Raw genomic sequence first — 15148 nt, 5'->3', positions numbered from 1 at the left:
CGGGGATCACAGGGTCAGCTCCGGGTGCAGCCGGTCCAGCGTCCACACCTGGCGGCGCCGGGCCGACAGGGCGGTCAGCGCCAGGGCGCCGACGGTGAACGCGGTGAGCACCCCGCACGCCTGCCAGACCGGGCCGAGCCCGCCGCCCGTGATCAGCCGGCGCAGCGCCTCCACGATGTAGCTCATGGGCAGGAACGGATGGATCGCGTTGAAGAAGCCCGGACTGGTCTGCACCGGATACGTGCCGCCCGCCGAGGTCAGCTGGAGCATCAGCAACGCGAGCACCAGGATCCGGCCCGCCGCGCCGAAGCGGGCGTTCAGCCACTGCACGATCGCCGCGAAACAGGCCGTGACCAGGAACAGGAAGCCGATCGTGCCGGCCGCGCGGAGCATCTGCAGCCCGATTCCCCAGTGCAGTACGGCCATCAGGGCGGCCACCTGGAGCACCCCGACGGCGACCACCGGCAGCCAGCCGGCGAGCGCGATGCGCCAGGCCGGGGAACCGGCGGCGAGGGCACGCCGGTTGAGCGGCGCGATCAGCATGTAGGCCACCATCGCGCCCACCCACAGGGACAGCGGTATGAAGTACGGGGCGAATCCGGTGCCGTAGTTCGGTGCCTTGTGCAGGTCGTGGGAGGCCAGCTGGACGGGGTCGGCCATCACGCCGGTGCGCTGGTCGCGGTCGTGCTTGTCGTAGTCCGGGATCTTCCCCGCGCCCCGGTGCAGTCCGCCGGCCAGCCTGCCCGAACCGTCGGACAGCTTGTACAGGCCACCGTTCAGGGTCTGGGCGCCCGACTCGGCGGTGGCGATGCCCTTGTCCAGCGTGACGGCGCCGCTGCGCGCGGTACCCAGCCCGGTGTGCAGCTTCTCGGCGCCGGCGGCGACCTGGTGGGCACCGGAGTTCAGCTTGTTGATCCTCTTGACGGCGTCGTCGGCGTCCTCGGCGAGGTGCGGTGCGCGTTCCTCCAGGGCCAGGGCCTGCTCGCGCAGGGTGCCGAGGTTGTCCCGCATGGTCTTCAGGTCGCCGTCCTGGTCCGCGATCAGCGTGTTCAGGTCGTCGGCGACGGTGGCCACGTCGGCGGCGGCCGTCCTGGCCCGCTTCAGTACCGGGCAGGCCGGGTCGGCGAGGGGCGCGCTCTCGCAGCGGTCCCGGTAGATCGCGTCCAGGGCGGCGGAGGAGGCGTGGGCGGCCTTGGCGGCGCCCGGCGCGTGCTTCACCAGGATGTCGAGGTTGTCCTTGACCGCCTTGGACGAGTCGGCGACCAGCTTGGCGGTGTCCCCGATGGTCTTCTCGTTCGTCCTCAGGAACGGACCCGCCTTGGCGTAGACGCCGTTGACGCGGTCGGCGAGCTGCTGGGTGCCGTCGGCCACCTGCCGTGATCCGTCCCGCAGGTCTCCCGCGCCCCGGTCGAGCTTCTTCAGGCCCTTGGCCAGCCTGCCGCTGCCGCCCTTGGCGTCCTTCAGCCCGTCGGCGAGGTCCTTGGAGCCCTTCTCCGCCTTTCCGATGCCGCTGTCCAGCCTGTCGGCGCCCTTGGCGGCCGTGACGGTCTCGTCGTGGATGTCGGAGAAGGACACGAAGATCTTGTCCAGGAACGTCCGGGAGGCCTTGGTGGACGCGGCCGAGCGCACCTCGTTGAAGACGGTGCGGGAGATCTGTCCGACGATGTAGTTGTTCGCGTCGTTGGTGCGCACCCGGAGGGCGCCGGTCTCGGGGGAGCCGCCCGAACTGGACGCGATCCGCCTGCTGAAGTCGGCCGGCATGGTCAGTGACAGGTAGTAGGTGCCGTTCTCGACGCCCTCACGGGCCTCCTCGTCGCTCACCTCGTGCCACTCGAAGGTCCGGCTGTCGCGCAGCCGGTGGACGATGTCGTCGCCGGCGGTGACCTTCTTGCCGGCCGCCGTGGCGCCCTTGTCGTCGTTCACCAGGGCCACCGGGATCCGCTCCAGGCGGCCGTACGGATCCCAGAACGACCACAGGTACAGGGCTCCGTAGAGCAGCGGGAGCACGAGCAGTGCGACCAGGGCGGCGCGCGGCAGCCTGCCGCGTCCGAAGCGCCTCAGCTCAAGCGCGGCCAGCCTCGGTGAGCGCATCGCCGGCGGCCTCCTTCCGTTCGGTCGTCGGCGCGGCGGCGTCCGGGGCCGTGCCCGCCTCGGTGGTGTCGGTGTCCGCCGTGCCGGTGCCGTGGGCGGTGTCCGCGCGGGTGCCGTCCTCGTGCGCGGTGTCCTCCCGGCCGGCGTCCCGCCGGCCCGTCGACACGGCGGTGCAGCCCTCGGGAGCCGTGCGGCACACGGCCAGGACCGTCGTGCCCGCGCGCGCGAGGGAGCGCAACAGGTCCCAGATCCCGGTGCGTTCGGCGTCCGAGAGCTTCATGTCGACGTCGTCCACCCCGAGCAGCCGGGGCCGGCCCATCAGGGCCAGCGCCACGGACAGACGCAGTTCCTGAGGCCGCTCCAGGTCCCGTACGGCCGTCCGGGAGCCCTTGGGCAGCGTCTCCAGGTCGAGTCCGGCCGCGGCCAGCGCCGCGTCGATCCGCTGCCGTGCCTCGTGCGCGCGCCGGGCGCGGGGACGCAGCACCTCGCGCAGCGAACCGCCGAACCGGTGCTCCAGCAGCGCCCGTTCGCGCAGGTGCTCGCCGACGGTCAGGGCCGGCTCCGGATCCGTGACACCGGCCACGTTGGCCACGGCGCCGAACCGGCGTACGGCCGCCAGGTGCCGGGGAAGTTTCAACCCGCCCACCGTGGCCACTCCTTCGGTGGGCTTCATCCGTCCCGTGAGCGCGAGCAGCAGACACGTGCGGCCGGAGCCGGACGGTCCCTCGATCGCGATCAGCGAGCCGGGCTCCGCTGTGAAGGTGATGCCCCGAAAGGCCCACCCTCGCGGCCCCTTGAGTCCGAGGCCTTCGGCGGTGATGTCCGCGCCGTCCACGAGCCCCCCTGCCTGGCGTATTTGAACTGACTGGTCAGTACAAAAATACTCCCGAACCTTTGATGGGGGCAAAAGCGCAGGTCAGATCGGATTGTCAGTGCCATACCGCACGATGGGCACATACGGCACCCGTGCCGTCACCCAGACGACAGGAGGTTCGTCATGGCCAACTCCTCCGCAGCCGCCGCCCGTCGGCGCCGCGCCCCCGGCCCTGCCCCCTCACTGACCGGCCCGGCGAGCGATGTGCACCCCGTGCTCCGCCGGGCCACGGCCCCGCCCGCCGCCCTCGACCTGCTCGCCCAGGCCCGGGCCGGCCTGGACGAGGCCGCCGTCCTCGACACGCCGAACGAGCGCTACGCCACCGCCCATCTCGCCGCCCTGCGCACCGCCGCCGCGGTACTCGCCGCCCGGGGCCGCCCCGAGACCTCCCCGCGCCGCCGCGCCCGGATCCGCAGCGCCTGGGAGGTACTGCCCGAGACGGCCCCCGAGCTGGCGGAGTGGAGCGCCCTGTTCGCCTCCGGAGCCGCCCGCCGCGCCCGCGCCGAGGCCGGCATCGAGGGGGCGGCCGCACAGCGCGACGCCGACGACCTCCTGCGGGACGCGGCGATGTTCCTCCGCCTCGTCGAGCGGATGCTCGTCCCGCAGCCGGTCCTGCCCCAGCCCCGCCGGGACGGCCGCGAACCGGACGCTCCGAGTGCGCGGGGTGACCTTCCGGACGCGGGCTGACCACCCGGGGTCCGCGGTGCGAGACGCGCTCGGCCGAGCCCCGCCGCGGTGACGGGGCAGGGCACCGGAGGCAATAGGGTGGAAGGCGCCTGAAGCCTTCCGCCCTGCCGAGGAGTCAACTGCCGTGTCGGACCCGATGCGCCCCCGCGCCTCCCTCCGTACCGCCGTGGTCTGGGAGGTCCTCCAGGACGCCCTCGACCGCCGGGTCAAGGCCACGGGGCGGGACGCGCTGGACGTCCTCGACACCGGAGGCGGCAGCGGCAACTTCGCCGTACCGCTCGCCCGCCTCGGCCACCGCGTCACCGTGGTCGACCCCAGCCCGAACGCGCTGTTCGCGCTGGAGCGCCGCGCCGCCGAGGCCGGCGTCGCCGACCGGGTCAAGGGCGTCCAGGGCGACGCCCACGGCCTGTTCGACGTGGTCGAGCGCGGAGGCTACGACGCCGTGCTGTGCCACGGCGTCCTGGAGTACGTGGACGACCCGGCCGAGGGTGTCCGCAACACCGTCGCCGCGCTGCGCTCCGAGGGAGTCCTCAGCCTGCTCGCGGCCGGTCTCGGCGGCGCCGTGCTCGCGCGCGCCCTCGCCGGCCACTTCAAGGAGGCCGGGCAGGCCCTCAAGGACCCCGACGGCCGCTGGGGCATCGGCGATCCGGTGCCGCGCCGCTTCACGGCCGAGCAGCTCACCGGGCTGGTCGAGGGCGCGGGTCTGCGGGTCGGCGCCGTGCACGGCGTCCGGGTCTTCGCCGACCTCGTGCCCGGCGTCCTGGTGGACACCGAGCCCGGCGCCCTCGACGCGCTGCTGGAGCTGGAGTCCACGGCGGCCGAGTTGCCCGCGTTCCACTCCGTGGCCACCCAGTTGCATGTGCTCGGCGAGACGCCGGGTGCGGCCGGAGCCTGAGCACACCGCCGGGATCAGGCGCTGATCAGGGGCTCGACGGCGGATGGAGTACGCCACAAGCCCCCCGATCGTGGGGTTTGCGCCGTATGATCGAGGTACACCGCCCGGCATGACGGGTCGGCCGCCGGGGAATGGAAGCCTCAGCGAGCCGGGACGGCCTGAAGGGTTTCGGTTGGCCGATTGGCGTAGAGGGGCGGGTTTCACGGGGGCGATTCCCTGCCTATCCTGAAGGGACCCCCCGGGTCGCCCCGGCGACTGCACGATGAGGAGGACTCCGTGCCGCTCTCGGAGCACGAGCAGCGCATGCTCGAGCAGATGGAGCGAGCGCTGTACGCCGAAGATCCCAAGTTCGCGTCGGCGCTCGAGGGAAGCGGGCTGCGTACGTACACCCGGCGGCGGGTCTACCAGGCGGTCGCAGGCTTCCTCGTGGGTATCGCGCTCCTCATGGCCGGAATGGTCGCGCAGCTGATCTGGGTAAGCGTGGTGGGTTTCCTGGTCATGCTGGGCTGTGCCGTGCTCGCCGTCACCGGCTGGCGCAAGGCCCCGAAACCGGGTGAGCAGCCCGTGGGAGCACCCCGCCGCCAGGTGCGGCCGAAACGCTCCGTGATGGACCGGATCGAGCAGCGCTGGCAGCGCCGCAGGGACGAGCAGGGGCACTGAGTTCCCGACAGCAGACACACCTGTGAGGGGTGACCACCGATGAACGGTGGTCACCCCTCACAGGCTTATACCGCCCGGCACCGCACCCCCACGGAACGGCGGGCCGTGGCCGGCTGGACGCGCCCGCTTGCCCGCGGAGCCGGCCCCCACGCAGAGGCCGGCCGCCCAGCAGGGCCAGTCCTCCCGCGGGGCCAGGCCCTCGCAGCGCCCGCCCGGCCCCAGGACTAGCCCTGCTGTCGGGAGGGGCGGCGGAGCGTTGGCCGGGTGGCCGTGGCTCGGGCCTTGAGGTTCGACCAGCGGGCCGATGCCGCCCACAACACGCGTACGACGGAGCGGGGGAGGAACCGGGCCCGTAGCCGGGCGCCGGTGCCGGCCGTGGTGTGCAGTGCCTCGATCACCCGGCGGACGTCCTGCGCCGCGCCCGCCGCCAGCCGCGGCCGTGGCGCGTACAGCACCTGTTCCACCGCGTCCGCCACCCGGTGCACCGCCGCCCCGGCGGCCGGATCCAGCTGCCCGAGCCGGACGATCCGGGCCGCGGCCCCGCGCGGGGTCAGCGACTCGTCCGGCGGGACACCGTGGTCCCAGGCGCTGTCCGTCAGCTCCTGCCAGACGGCCAGCGTGTGCGCCGCCGCGCCCTCCTCGGTCCGCGGACGCGCGCCCAGCCGCGCCGAGCGCACCCGCGCCCGCCACAGCAGCGGCGACAACGGCACCGCCAACGCCACCAGCACGCCGAGCCCGATCAGCAGGATCCACCAGGGACCCGCCCCGCCGTCCCCGCCGCCCGAGGCCACCGCGGCCGACGGGCTGTCGCAGGCCTGCGGCGTGCGCGGCTCGCTCGCACAGCTCTCGCTCGGCGAGGCCGCCGTCGAGGGCGCCGAGGAGGCGTTCTTGGACGGCAGGTCCTGGTCCGGCAGCGAGGTGCCGGACGACTGCGGCTGGGTGTACGACGGCGTGGTGCCACGGGTCGGCGTCGGCTCGAAGCGGGTCCAGCCCACGCCCTCGAAGTACAGCTCGGGCCAGGCGTGCGCGTCCTTCTGGTTCACCGCGACCGTGCCGTCGGCCTGCGGGGTGCCCGGCGCGAAGCCCACCGCCACCCGAGCCGGGATGCCGAGCGTACGGGCCATCGCCGCCATCGCGAAGGAGAAGTGGACGCAGAAACCCTCCTTCTTCTCAAGGAAGTTGGCGATGGCCTTCGGCCCGCGGCCGACCTGCACCTGGGTGTCGTACTGGAAGCCGCCGGTGACGGCGAAGTAGTCCTGGAGCTTGACGGCCTCCTCGTAGTGGTTCGTCGCGCCCGAGGTGACCTTCTCGGCGGTGCGGGCCACCACCTTCGGCAACGCGGACGGCACCCGGGTGTACTCGCGCTTCAGGGCCGCGGGCGGCTCCGGCGCGGAGGCCAGCTGCCGCGCGGTCGGCCGCACGTCCAGGCTGGTCACCTGGTAGGTCTGGCCGCGGGTGGTCTGGCCGTGGTCGCCGACGAGCGTCATGCCCACGGGCTCGTACCGCCAGCGGCCGCCGATCTTCACCCCGCTCGGCGGATAGGGCATCGGCAGCCAGTCCTGGGCGTACCAGCCCGCCGCCCTGACCGTCGTGCTGACCTTGCCCCGCTTGACGTCGCCGCTCAGGCCGACGGGCGTGGGGAGCGCGTCCGGTACCCCGACCACATGCCGCTGGGCCGGCTTCCAGGTGGTGCCGTCGAAGTCGTCCAGGGAGACTATCCGCAGATACATGTCCGAGATGTCGCTGGTGCTGGTCCGCAGGGAGAGCACCTGGCGGTCGTTGTTCGTGTTCAGGCTGTCACGCAGCGACACCAGCGGGTTCACCGCCGAGATCGTGCCCCCGTCGCCATTGCCCGCGCCCACCCCGGTGCCCGCCGCGTCCAGCAGGCCGCCCTGCATCGCCGGCAGGGCCAGCGGCACGACCAGGGCCACGCCGAGCGCGACCGCGCCGATCCGCCGGCCGGTGCGCGCGGGAGCCTCGGCGCCGGGCTCCGGGGAGCCCGGTGAGCGGGGCGCGCCGCCGAACACCCGGCCCCACTGGGCGAGCCGGTCCCGGCCCTCCGCGAGCAGCAGCATCAGATAGCCGGCCGCCGCCAGCAGGAACCACAGCCAGTCGGCCCCGCCGTCGGACAGCCCGGCGGCCACCGAGTACAGCGCGAGTAGCGGCAGGCCGGCCGGGGCCGCGCTGCGGAAGGTCACCGCGAGCGTGTCCACCAGCAGGCCGATCAGCAGCACACCGCCGATCACCATCAGCTTGATGCCGTCGGTGAGCGGCGCCGGTATCGCGTACTGGCCGACGTCGTCCGAGCCCTGCCGGAGCAGGTCGGCGAAGTAACGGAAGGTGTCCGGGCCGGGGACCAGCCCGACGATCGCGTGCTCCCGGGCGAAGACGAGGGTCAGCAGCACCAGCGTCACCAGTGCCTGCGCCGCCACCGTCAGCGGCCGGCCCAGCGGCACCCGGCGCGCCGCCGCGCCCACCCCGCTCTGCACGGCCACCAGCGGAATCAGTTGCAGCAACCACGTCGGCTCGGCCATCAGGGGCAGCAGCGCGCACGACGCCATCAGCGTGGCCGCCGCGGCACACAGGGCCAGCCGTGCCCGCCCGCTCATCCCAGCGCCTCCCCGCCCACGGGGGTCAGTCCCGACCGTTCCCGGTCCGCCTGCCGCCACAGCGCGTCCAGCGAGGCGCCGCGCGGCACGCTCAGCGCCGTCCAGCCCGCCTCGCGCAGCATGCGCAGCCGCTCCGAGTGCCGGTCGCCCGGCCGCGGTACGTCGGTGGTCTCCCGCACCCAGGTGTCGGGGTCGAGGACGAAGGCGACGGCACCCCCGCTGCGCCGGCTCATCTTGGCGACGGTCGTGGCCTGTTCCTCGTCCAGGTCGCCGAGGAAGGCGACCAGCAGTCCCTCGTTGCCGCCGCGCAGCACGTCGTAGGCCCGGGACAGGCCCGTGCCGTCGGAGTGGTCGATCACCGCCAGGGTGTCCATCATCAGTCCGGCCGCGTCCGCGGTCTCCTGCCCGGTGCCCGCGAACCCGTCGCCGCCCTCGCCGGGCACCGAAGTGCCACCGTCCGTCAGCAGCCGGACGGAGAAGCCGCGTTCGAGCATGTGCGTCAGGACGGAAGCGGTGCCCGAGACGGCCCACTCGAAGGCCGAGTCGGGGCCCCCGCCCTCGTATCCGCCGCCCCGGGTGTCCAGCAGCACGGTGCAGCGCGAGCGCCGGGGCTGCTCCTCGCGGCGCACCATCAGCTCGCCGTAGCGCGCGGTGGACCGCCAGTGCACCCGGCGCAGGTCGTCGCCGTGGCGGTAGCCGCGCGGGATGACGTCGTCCTCGCCGGCCAGGGCCAGCGAGCGCTGCCGGCCGTCGCCGTAGCCCCTGGCCTCGCCGCTGAAGCGGACGGGTGCCAGGGGCTCCACGCGCGGGATGACCGTCAGCGTGTCGTGGGTGGCGAAGGACCGGGTCAGCTCGCACATGCCGAAGGGGTCGGTCAGCCGTAGTTGCAGCGGGCCCAGCGGATAGCGGCCGCGCAGGTCGGAGCGGACCCGGTAGGACACCTCGCGGCGGCCGCCCGGCTCCACCCGGTCCAGCACGAACCGGGGCCGCGGCCCGAGGACGTAGGGCACCCGGTCCTGGAGCATCAGCAGTCCGGTGGGCAGCCGGGAGACGTTGTCCATGCGCAGGTGCACCCGGGCCTCGCTGCCGGCGGGGACGCGCGCGGGGGCCAGCCGACGGCTCGCGGCCACCCGGTAGCGGGTGCGGTACAGCACGGTCGCGCAGATCAGCGGCAGCGCGGCCAGCAGCAGACCGACCCGCAGCAGATCACTCTGGCCGAGCACGTACGCGCAGATCGCGGCGGCGATCCCGGCCGCCAGGAAGGAGCGGCCGCGGGTGGTGAGCCCCGCCAGGGCCGTACGGACGCCGCTCGCCTCCCCGCGGTCGGCCTCCGGCTGCCCGGTCCCCCCGGCGCCCATCACATACTCCGCGGGGGCTGCCGGGGGTAGGCCGGCACGGTCCGGCCGAGGCCGCCGAGGCCGCTCGGCTGCCCGGGCGCCGCGGGCACCGGGGTGCGCTGCAGTATCTCCAGCACCACCTGCTCGGCCGTACGGCGGTTGAGCTGGGCCTGGGCGGTGGGCAGCAGCCGGTGGGCGAGGACGGCGGCGGCGAGTGCCTGGATGTCGTCCGGCAGTGCGTACTCCCGGCCGGCGAGGGCCGCGGACGCCTTGGCCGCGCGCAACAGATGCAGCGTCGCGCGCGGGGAGGCGCCGAGTCTGAGGTCGGGGTGGACGCGGGTGGCCGCGACCAGCTCGACCGCGTACCGCCGGACCGCCTCGGAGACGTGCACGCCGCGCACCGCCTCGACGAGCTTCACGATCTCGTGCGCGTGGGCCACCGGCTGCAGGTCCTCCAGCGGGCTGACCCCGCCGTGCACGTCGAGCATCCGCAGTTCGGCCTCGACGCTCGGGTAGCCGACGGAGACGCGGGCCATGAACCGGTCCCGCTGTGCCTCGGGCAGCGGGTAGGTGCCCTCCATCTCGACCGGGTTCTGCGTGGCCACCACCATGAAGGGGCTGGGCAGTTCATAGGTCTGCCCGTCGATGGTGACCTGCCGCTCCTCCATGGACTCCAGCAGTGCGGACTGGGTCTTGGGCGAGGCGCGGTTGATCTCGTCGCCGATCACGATCTGCGCGAAGATGGCGCCGGGCTTGAATTCGAAGTCCCGGCGCTGCTGGTCCCAGATGGACACGCCCGTGATGTCCGAGGGCAGCAGGTCGGGCGTGAACTGGATGCGCCGCACCGAGCAGTCGATGGACCGCGCCAGCGCCTTGGCGAGCATGGTCTTGCCCACCCCGGGGACGTCCTCGATCAGCAGATGGCCCTCGGCGAGCAGCACGGTCAGCGCGAGCCGCACGACCTCGGGCTTGCCCTCGATCACGCTCTCGACCGAACCGCGGACCCGCTCCACCGTGGCGGTCAGGTCCTCCCCCGCCGCATATGCCCGGGCGGGGGCACCCCCATGGCTCGCTGGATCGTCATAGGTCGACACCCGGCCCTCCTCGGCCCGTTCTTTCCGGGCCGACGCTCTGCGCGCGAAACCGGCCCACCCCGAAACACGGACACCACACGGAATCGGTTCCGTGTGACGCCACACCCCGCATTCTTGCCGTCGTTACCGATTCGTGTCACTCGACTGTGGACAACTGCCCGTGAGATGTCGGTCTTGCGGCCGTTTCGCCTGGCCTTTTCGAGGCAGCGGGGGAAAACACCCGCGCGGCGCGGGGAGGTTCGCGGCGGGCCGGCGGGACGCCGGCCCGGTGGGCACGGGTCAGGCGGGATCGATCTCGCGCAGCCGGCCGGTCCTGACGTCGAAGACGAAACCGCGCACGTCCCCGGTGTCCAACAGGAACGGCGAGGTGCGCACGCGCTGCATCGACTGCCGCACGTCCTGGTCGACGTCCCGGAACGCCTCCACCGCCCATGGCGGGCGCTGGCCGACCTCCAGCTCCAGCTCGTGCCGGAAGTCCTCCGTGATGGACTCCATCCCGCACCCGGTGTGGTGGATCAGCACCACGCTGCGGGTGCCGAGCGCCCGCTGGCTGATGGTCAGTGAGCGGATCACGTCGTCGGTGACGACACCACCGGCGTTGCGGATGGTGTGACAGTCGCCGAGCTGCAGGCCCAGTGCCTTGTGCAGGTCGAGACGGGCGTCCATGCAGGCCACGACCGCGACGCGCAGGACGGGCCGGGCGTCCATGCCCGGATCGGTGAAGGCGTCGGCGTAGTGCTCGTTGGCCTCGACGAGACGGTCCGTGATGGTGCCGTCCGTTATGGCGCCTTCGGACCCGGTGGGAGCTGATGCGGAAGTCGTCATATCAAGACCGTACTGGTCATCGGCCTTCCGGTCCTGCTGTGAGAGCGGACAAAGAATGTCATCGTGACTTGTTGTGAGCGAATCCACAGGGGCGGAGATCGCGCCGGTACCGCTCCGGAGGGCGACGCGCAGGCCGGTTGATTGACCGCGAGACAGGGTGGACTAAAGTGACGCGAAGCGGGAGGCGCGGCGCTCCCTGCTGGTGAAACCCCCCGGAGACCCCGGCACCGGTCCGGACCGTCTCCCCACGTGCGCGGCGCGTACGTACGGCTCGGCCTCCTCCCGCTCCCGGTCGGCTGACGCTTCCGGCGCCGGCAGGCCTCCCCTTCACCGGGGGTCCCCCAGTCGGGGAGGGCGGGGACCTCGCGGTACGTACGGCCCGCGCCGGATTTTGAGAGGCCCCCTTGAGCCAGAGTCGACACGTCCCGGTGATGCTCCAGCGGTGCCTGGACCTGCTGGCACCCGCCCTGGAGCGGCCGGGAGCGGTGGTCGTCGACTGCACCCTCGGCCTCGGCGGCCACAGCGAGGCGCTGCTGAGCCGGTTCCCCGAGGCGCGGCTGATCGGCCTCGACCGGGACAAGGAGGCGCTGCGCCTGTCCGGCGAGCGGCTGGAGCCCTACGGGGACCGCGCGACCCTGGTGCACGCCGTCTACGACGAACTGCCCGAGGTCCTCGCCCGCCTCGGCATCGCGCGCGTGCGGGGCGTGCTGTTCGACCTCGGGGTCTCCTCCATGCAGCTGGACGAGGCCGACCGCGGCTTCGCCTACGCCCAGGACGCACCCCTGGACATGCGCATGGACCAGACGACCGGCATCAGCGCCGCCGAGGTTCTCAACACCTACCCGCCGGGCGAACTCGTCCGCGTGCTGCGCGCGTACGGCGAGGAGAAGCAGGCCAAGCGGATCGTCTCCGCGATCGTCCGCGAGCGCGACAAGGAGCCGTTCGACAACAGCGCCCGGCTCGTGGAGCTGATCCGGGACGCCCTGCCGCAGGCCGCCAAGCGCACCGGCGGCAACCCGGCCAAGCGCACCTTCCAGGCGCTGCGCATCGAGGTCAACGGCGAACTGTCCGTCCTGGAGCGGGCGGTCCCGGCCGCCGTGAAGGCCCTCGACGTCGGCGGACGCATCGCCGTGCTGTCGTACCACTCGCTCGAGGACCGTCTGGTCAAGCACGTGTTCGCCGCCGGAGCCGCCTCCACCGCGCCGCCCGGGCTGCCGGTCGTGCCCGAGCGCTACCAGCCGAGACTCAAGCTGCTCACCCGTGGTGCCGAACTTCCCACCGAGGAAGAAGTCGCCGAGAACCGCAGGGCCGCACCGGCCCGGCTGCGGGGTGCCGAGCGCATCAGGGAGGACGCCGAGTGAGTGAGACGGGCCGGCTGGATTCCCCAACTCGCTGGGGGAGTGGTGAGTAGGAAACCCGAACCGAGCAGAGAACCCGGCAGGGCACCCGGCGCGCCGGCCGAACGCAAGGACCGCAAGGCCGGCCCCGCGCCGGGAGGGAGGGCGGCCCGGCTCGCCCGGCTCATCCCGGCCGGTCGCGCCAAGGCGGCCCGCACGCCGTTCGTCCTGCTCGTCGTGCTGCTCCTGGGCGGTGGTCTCATCGGGCTGCTGGTACTGAACTCGGCGCTCAGCGAGGGCTCCTTCCACCTCGCCGACCTGCAGAAGCAGACGAAGAACCTCACCGACCAGGAGCAGGCCCTCCAGCGGGACATCGACGCCTACTCGGCCCCCGACGCCCTGCAGCGCCGCGCCCACCAGCTCGGCATGGTCCCCGGCGGCGACCCCGCCTTCCTCGACCCCGACGGCAAGGTCCGGGGCGTGCCCGGCGCCGCCCCCGAGGCGGCAGCCTTCACCGACCCGGTCGCCCCCGAGGCCGCGCCGCCGGCCGGTGCGGTCCCGGCACCCGCCGGCTCACCGTCCGGCCTCCAGGGCGACCCCGCGTCCGTACCGGCCGGGGTCCCGGCCCCGCCGCTCGCCACCCCCCAGCCCGCCTCCACCCCGACCCCCGGCAGGTGACGGAAGTGTCCGACAGGCAACCGCCGCGCCGCCGTGTGCCCGGGCCCGCGAAACCGCCCCGGCCGCGCGGCGCCGTCCGGCGGCAGCCCGGGCCCGGTGCCCGGCCGGCCCGCCGCCCGAGCGGGGCGCGGCCCATGCCCCCGCGCCCCCTCCGGCTCGGCAGCCCCCGCCCCCGGCTGCGCCTGGTCAGCCTCGCCCTGACCCTGGTGCTGCTCGCCTTCGTCGTCCGGCTGCTCCAGGTCCAGGCGGTCGACGCCAGCGCCTACGCGGCCCGGGCGGAGCAGAACCGCTATGTGGTGCACACCCTGACCGCCGAGCGCGGCGGGATCACCGACCGCAACGGCGTGGCCCTCGCCATCAGCGAGGACGCCTACGACATCACGGCCGACCCGACGATGTTCGGCGCCAAGCAGCTGAAGATCGGCAACGGCCCCGAACAGGCCGCCGCGCTGCTCGCGCCGATCCTCGGCCAGAGCCAGGCCGCGCTGGTCGCGAAGCTGCGCCCGGAGAACGGCAACTCCCGCTACGCCCGGCTCGCCACCCGGCAGACCCCGCAGGTCTGGCAGCAGATCAAGGACCTCAAGAGCGCGCTGACCAAGAAGGCGGAGACGGACCACGGCACGGTCAACGTCCTCGCCGGCGTCTTCGCCGACCCCAGCAGCCAGCGCGTGTACCCCAACGGCGACCTGGCCGCCGGGATACTGGGCTGGGTCAACGCCGACGGCCAGGGCGGCGGCGGTATCGAACAGGAACTGAACAAGCAGCTCTCGGGCAAGGCCGGCAAGGTCCGCTACGCCCAGTCCGGCGGCCGCCAGGTGCCGACGGCGGGCTCGACCGAGACACCGGCCGTTCCCGGCTCCGACGTCGAACTCACCATCGACCGCGACATCCAGTGGGCCGCGCAGAACGCGATCACCGAGCAGGTGAAGAAGTCCAGGGCGGACCGCGGCTACGTGATCGTCCAGGACACCCGCACCGGTCAGATCCTGGCCATGGCCAACTCACCCGGCTTCGATCCCAACGACCTGTCGAAGGCCGACGGCGACGCCATGGGCAACGCGGCCCTCCAGGACGCCTACGAGCCCGGGTCCACGGCGAAGGTGATGTCCATGGCGGCCGTCCTGGAAGAGAACGCGGCCACCCCGCTCACCCATGTCGTCGTGCCCAACCGGCTGCACCGCGGCGACCGGCTCTTCCAGGACGACATCGACCACGCCACCTGGAACCTCACCCTCAACGGCGTGCTCGCCAAGTCCAGCAACATCGGCACCATCCTGGCCACCGGCGAACTCGGCAGGTCGCAGCCCGAGGCCAACCGGATCCTCCACTCCTACCTGCGCAAGTTCGGCATCGGCAGCTACACCGGGCTCCACTTCCCCGGCGAGACCCGCGGCATCCTCGCGCCGCCGCAGAAGTGGTCCACGTCCCAGCAGTACACGATCCCTTTCGGCCAGGGGTTCTCGATCAACGCCATGCAGGCCGCCTCCGTGTACTCGACCATCGCCAACGGCGGCGTCCGGGTGGAGCCGACCCTGGTCCGCGGTGCCAAGGGCGCCGACGGACGGTTCTCCCCGGTCCCCAAGCCCCGGCAGACCCGGGTCGTCAGCGCGAAGACCGCCAGGACGCTGGCCCAGATGCTGGAGTCCGTCGTGGACGACGAGCAGGGCACCGGAGTCAAGGCCCGCATCCCGGGGTACCGGGTCGCGGGCAAGACCGGCACGGCCAACCGTGTGGATCCGGCCACCGGCAGGTACCGCGGCTACACCTCGTCGTTCGCCGGCTTCGCCCCCGCCGACAAGCCCAGGATCACCGTCTACTGCGCCATCCAGAACGCCACGGCCGGCAGCTACTTCGGTGGCCAGATCTGCGGCCCCATCTACAAGCAGGTGATGGAGTTCGCCCTGAAGACCCTCCAGGTCCCGCCGACCGGGGCGAAGGCCGCCAACCTGCCCGTGACCTACAAGCCCTGATCAGCACCGCCCAGCACAGCGGAAAGACCACAGGACGAACTCGTGACGACGATCACCCCGGACCCCCGGAACCAAGGCGCTCTCAGCCCCT

The 15148-nt window shown here is 73.1% G+C and carries 12 protein-coding genes; 6 read left to right on the top strand and 6 right to left on the bottom strand.

Features of this window, described 5'->3' with window-relative positions:
• Nucleotides 1-6 precede the first annotated feature (6 nt).
• Both ACIBA9_RS13870 and ACIBA9_RS13865 read right to left on the bottom strand, forming a co-directional pair.
• Nucleotides 7-2091 (bottom strand): YhgE/Pip family protein, encoded by a 2085-nt coding sequence (locus ACIBA9_RS13870; RefSeq protein ID WP_399362651.1) that lies wholly within the window; start codon nucleotides 2089-2091, stop codon nucleotides 7-9.
• The gene (locus ACIBA9_RS13865; protein WP_399362649.1) at nucleotides 2063-2926 is read right to left on the bottom strand and encodes an ATP-binding cassette domain-containing protein; all 864 of its coding nucleotides are present in this window, start codon (nucleotides 2924-2926) and stop codon (nucleotides 2063-2065) included. Before ACIBA9_RS13865 ends, ACIBA9_RS13870 begins: the two co-directional genes overlap by 29 nt.
• 162 nt (nucleotides 2927-3088) lie before the next feature.
• Between ACIBA9_RS13865 and ACIBA9_RS13860 the strand changes: the two genes are divergently transcribed.
• The 3 genes from ACIBA9_RS13860 (at nucleotide 3089) to ACIBA9_RS13850 (ending at nucleotide 5207) form a co-directional block, all read left to right on the top strand.
• Complete coding sequence (locus ACIBA9_RS13860; RefSeq protein WP_399362647.1) at nucleotides 3089-3652, top strand: SAV_6107 family HEPN domain-containing protein; 564 nt, start codon at nucleotides 3089-3091, stop codon at nucleotides 3650-3652.
• Nucleotides 3653-3776: 124 nt separating this feature from the next.
• A complete protein-coding gene (locus ACIBA9_RS13855) occupies nucleotides 3777-4547 on the top strand; it encodes a methyltransferase (RefSeq protein ID WP_399362645.1) in 771 nt (256 codons plus the stop codon).
• Nucleotides 4548-4823: 276 nt separating this feature from the next.
• Entirely contained in the window at nucleotides 4824-5207 is a 384-nt protein-coding gene (locus ACIBA9_RS13850; protein WP_362153958.1) for a DUF3040 domain-containing protein, read from the top strand.
• 224 nt (nucleotides 5208-5431) lie between these two features.
• Here ACIBA9_RS13850 and ACIBA9_RS13845 read toward each other — a convergent pair whose 3' ends face one another.
• From ACIBA9_RS13845 to ACIBA9_RS13830, 4 genes are all read right to left on the bottom strand, one after another.
• A complete protein-coding gene (locus ACIBA9_RS13845) occupies nucleotides 5432-7816 on the bottom strand; it encodes a DUF3488 and DUF4129 domain-containing transglutaminase family protein (RefSeq protein WP_399362643.1) in 2385 nt (794 codons plus the stop codon).
• A complete protein-coding gene (locus ACIBA9_RS13840) occupies nucleotides 7813-9174 on the bottom strand; it encodes a DUF58 domain-containing protein (RefSeq protein WP_399362641.1) in 1362 nt (453 codons plus the stop codon). Before ACIBA9_RS13840 ends, ACIBA9_RS13845 begins: the two co-directional genes overlap by 4 nt.
• Nucleotides 9174-10247 carry an AAA family ATPase gene (locus ACIBA9_RS13835; protein ID WP_393898696.1) on the bottom strand — a complete coding sequence of 358 codons (1074 nt, stop codon included), beginning with the start codon at nucleotides 10245-10247 and terminating at the stop codon, nucleotides 9174-9176. The genes ACIBA9_RS13840 and ACIBA9_RS13835 overlap by 1 nt, the downstream gene beginning before the upstream one ends.
• A gap of 279 nt (nucleotides 10248-10526) precedes the next feature.
• On the bottom strand, nucleotides 10527-11072 hold the full coding sequence (locus tag ACIBA9_RS13830) for a beta-class carbonic anhydrase (protein WP_399362639.1): 546 nt from the start codon (nucleotides 11070-11072) through the stop codon (nucleotides 10527-10529).
• Nucleotides 11073-11476: 404 nt separating this feature from the next.
• Here ACIBA9_RS13830 and rsmH point away from each other — a divergent pair, with 404 nt between their 5' ends.
• From rsmH to ACIBA9_RS13815, 3 genes are all read left to right on the top strand, one after another.
• Entirely contained in the window at nucleotides 11477-12433 is a 957-nt protein-coding gene (gene rsmH / locus ACIBA9_RS13825; RefSeq protein WP_399362637.1) for a 16S rRNA (cytosine(1402)-N(4))-methyltransferase RsmH, read from the top strand.
• Nucleotides 12434-12595: 162 nt separating this feature from the next.
• Complete coding sequence (locus tag ACIBA9_RS13820) at nucleotides 12596-13087, top strand: hypothetical protein (RefSeq protein WP_362154157.1); 492 nt, start codon at nucleotides 12596-12598, stop codon at nucleotides 13085-13087.
• A gap of 5 nt (nucleotides 13088-13092) precedes the next feature.
• Nucleotides 13093-15057, top strand: a complete 1965-nt coding sequence (locus tag ACIBA9_RS13815) for a penicillin-binding transpeptidase domain-containing protein (RefSeq protein WP_399362635.1) — start codon at nucleotides 13093-13095, stop codon at nucleotides 15055-15057.
• The last annotated feature ends 91 nt before the right edge of the window (nucleotides 15058-15148 follow it).

Source organism: Streptomyces sp. NPDC051452, from assembly GCF_044454765.1.
GTDB lineage: Bacteria > Actinomycetota > Actinomycetes > Streptomycetales > Streptomycetaceae > Streptomyces.
The sequence above is the reverse complement of the archived record's forward strand: the minus strand, read 5'-3'. Positions and strand labels throughout refer to the sequence as shown.

What these genes read in the sequence shown, in the direction of transcription:
- ACIBA9_RS13870 (WP_399362651.1), bottom strand. Translation starts at nt 2,091, where the DNA reads ATGCGCTCACCGAGGCTGGCCGCGCTTGAGCTGAGGCGCTTCGGACGC.
- ACIBA9_RS13860 (WP_399362647.1), top strand. Translation starts at nt 3,089, where the DNA reads ATGGCCAACTCCTCCGCAGCCGCCGCCCGTCGGCGCCGCGCCCCCGGC.
- ACIBA9_RS13845 (WP_399362643.1), bottom strand. Translation starts at nt 7,816, where the DNA reads ATGAGCGGGCGGGCACGGCTGGCCCTGTGTGCCGCGGCGGCCACGCTG.
- ACIBA9_RS13840 (WP_399362641.1), bottom strand. Translation starts at nt 9,174, where the DNA reads ATGGGCGCCGGGGGGACCGGGCAGCCGGAGGCCGACCGCGGGGAGGCG.
- ACIBA9_RS13830 (WP_399362639.1), bottom strand. Translation starts at nt 11,072, where the DNA reads ATGACGACTTCCGCATCAGCTCCCACCGGGTCCGAAGGCGCCATAACG.